The organism is Agarivorans sp., from assembly GCF_050295395.1.
Lineage (GTDB): Bacteria > Pseudomonadota > Gammaproteobacteria > Enterobacterales > Celerinatantimonadaceae > Agarivorans.
Genome location: NZ_JBNKPP010000237.1, coordinates 1 through 2,127, shown reverse-complemented (window position 1 = coordinate 2,127; position 2,127 = coordinate 1). Strand labels below are relative to the sequence as shown.

At 46.7% G+C, this 2,127-nt stretch carries 2 protein-coding genes; one reads left to right on the top strand and one right to left on the bottom strand.

What is annotated here, in order from left to right; translation table 11 throughout:
• Positions 1-1,678: bifunctional UDP-sugar hydrolase/5'-nucleotidase UshA (gene ushA, locus ACQY6Q_RS13825; protein ID WP_427982250.1), on the top strand; the 1,678-nt coding region annotated here is incomplete at its 5' end.
• 93 nt (positions 1,679-1,771) lie between these two features.
• Here the strand turns inward: ushA and ACQY6Q_RS13820 are convergent.
• A partial coding sequence (locus ACQY6Q_RS13820) for a TraR/DksA C4-type zinc finger protein (protein ID WP_427982248.1) occupies positions 1,772-2,127 on the bottom strand: 356 nt, incomplete at its 5' end.

Here is a 2,127-nt window from a genome sequence, read left to right as displayed (position 1 = left end):
GGCTGCGCTAGCAGGTTGTAATAGTGATGATGATAATACTAAAGTACCAACAACCTGTGCCGAAGCGGGCAGTGCTTGTAAAACTTTTACCGTATTACACACCAATGATAACCATGGCCGTTTCTGGGAAAACAGTGATGGCGAATATGGTATGGCAGCGCGTAAAGCGTTAATTGATCAAATTCGTGCTGAAGTCAGCAAGAATGGCGGCCAAACATTATTATTGTCTGGCGGTGATATTAACACTGGCGTACCAGAATCTGATTTACAGGATGCGATTCCTGACTTTACCGGTATGAACAAAATTGGTTACGACGCAATGGCGGTTGGTAACCATGAATTTGACAATCCATTATCTGTATTAGATATGCAGCGTCGTTTAGCCGAATTCCCAATGCTGGCGGCGAACATTTACCGTAAAAATGCTGAGGGTGGTCAAGGTGAACGTTATTTCGAGCCTTACAAAGTGTTCGATATTAACGGTCTTAAAGTGGCTGTGATTGGTTTAACCACCGAAGACACTGCAAAAATCGGTAACCCAGAATTTATCAGCGATTTAATTTTCACCGATCCTAAAGTGGAAGTGGCGAAAGTTATCAAAGAAATTAAAGACGCCAAAGCGGCTGATATTATCTTCGCAACGACTCACATGGGTCACTATGCCGATGGCCAAAACGGTAGCAACGCACCAGGCGACGTAGCTATGGCTCGTGCGTTGAATAAAGGCGACTTACAAGTTGTGATTGGTGGTCACTCACAAAATCCAGTGTGTATGGAACCGGGTACTGACAATAAGTCTTATGCCGACTTCAAACCTGGTGATGACTGCGCGCCAGATCAACAAAACGGCACTTGGATCATGCAAGCCCACGAATGGGGTAAGTATGTTGGCCGTGCGGATTTCCAATACTTCAACGGTGAACTGCATTTAGCCAGCTACAAGCTGATCCCAGTTAACATGCGTAAACTGGACGAAGCGGGCAAGAAAACCACAGAACTGGCTGGCACTAAGATTGAGCCAGATGCTGAGTTAAAAGAGCTGCTGTCTTACTACCAAGAGAAAGGCCAAGCTAAGTTAGATGAAGTGATTGCGACTACCGATGCGCTGCTCGATGGTGAACGTGCAAACGTACGTAACAAGCAAACCAACTTAGGCCGTATGTTAGCCATGGCGCAAAGCGGTAAAGTGTCTGCTGACTTTGGTGTAATGAACTCAGGTGGTGTGCGCGCTTCTATCCAAGCGGGCGACATTACTTACCGTGACGTGCTGACGGTTCAACCTTTTGGCAACATGGTCACCCTGAACGAAATGACAGGTACTGAAGTTGCGGCTTACTTAGGCGCTGTGGGCAGTATCCAAATCGGTTCAGGTGGTTATGCCCAGATCACTGGCGTGAAAATGACCATCGACTGTGCAGCTAAGACGGCTAATATCAGCGAAATCAACGGCAAAGAGTTCAGTGCGACAGCTAGCTATAAATTCACTGTACCTAGCTTTAACGCTGCAGGTGGTGACGGTTATCCAAAACTGGCTAGCCCAATCCAAACAGGTTTTGTGGATGCGGACTTACTCTATTCATTCCTGAAAGAGAAACAAACAATCGTTGCTGCTGACTACAACCCAGTGGGCGACATTGTTTACGAAAACTCAAACAGTGTTGAAGGCTGTCAGCTGTAATCACACGCGATAAGTTATCGTAAAAAATGCCACTCATTTGAGTGGCATTTTTATTGGTGAACTGACTGAGTTAACAGATAAAGCCTAAAGCTGTTAATGGCTTAGCCTAAGCTCATGGCGATGCTCATGCTGATAATGCTCGGCGCAGCTACTGCAACGTTGCTCAGTGGGATCTTGGGTCAAGCGTTCGGCTTCGATTTCGGTTTCGCAATCTGAGCACAGGCCGTACAAGCCTAAGTCGAGTTGACAGAAGGCGGCATCGAGGCGGTTTAAACGACAAAATAGCGGATGTTCTGCGAGGTGACTCTGTGCCAGGCGGTCAATTAACTCGCCTAAGCTGAGGTTGGCATAATGCGCCCCAAGTATTTCAATAAACTGAGGGAGCGCGCCGATTTCCTTCCTTAGATTAGCTTCAAGCTCTGACAATTCTTGTCTGATATGGGTGGTGC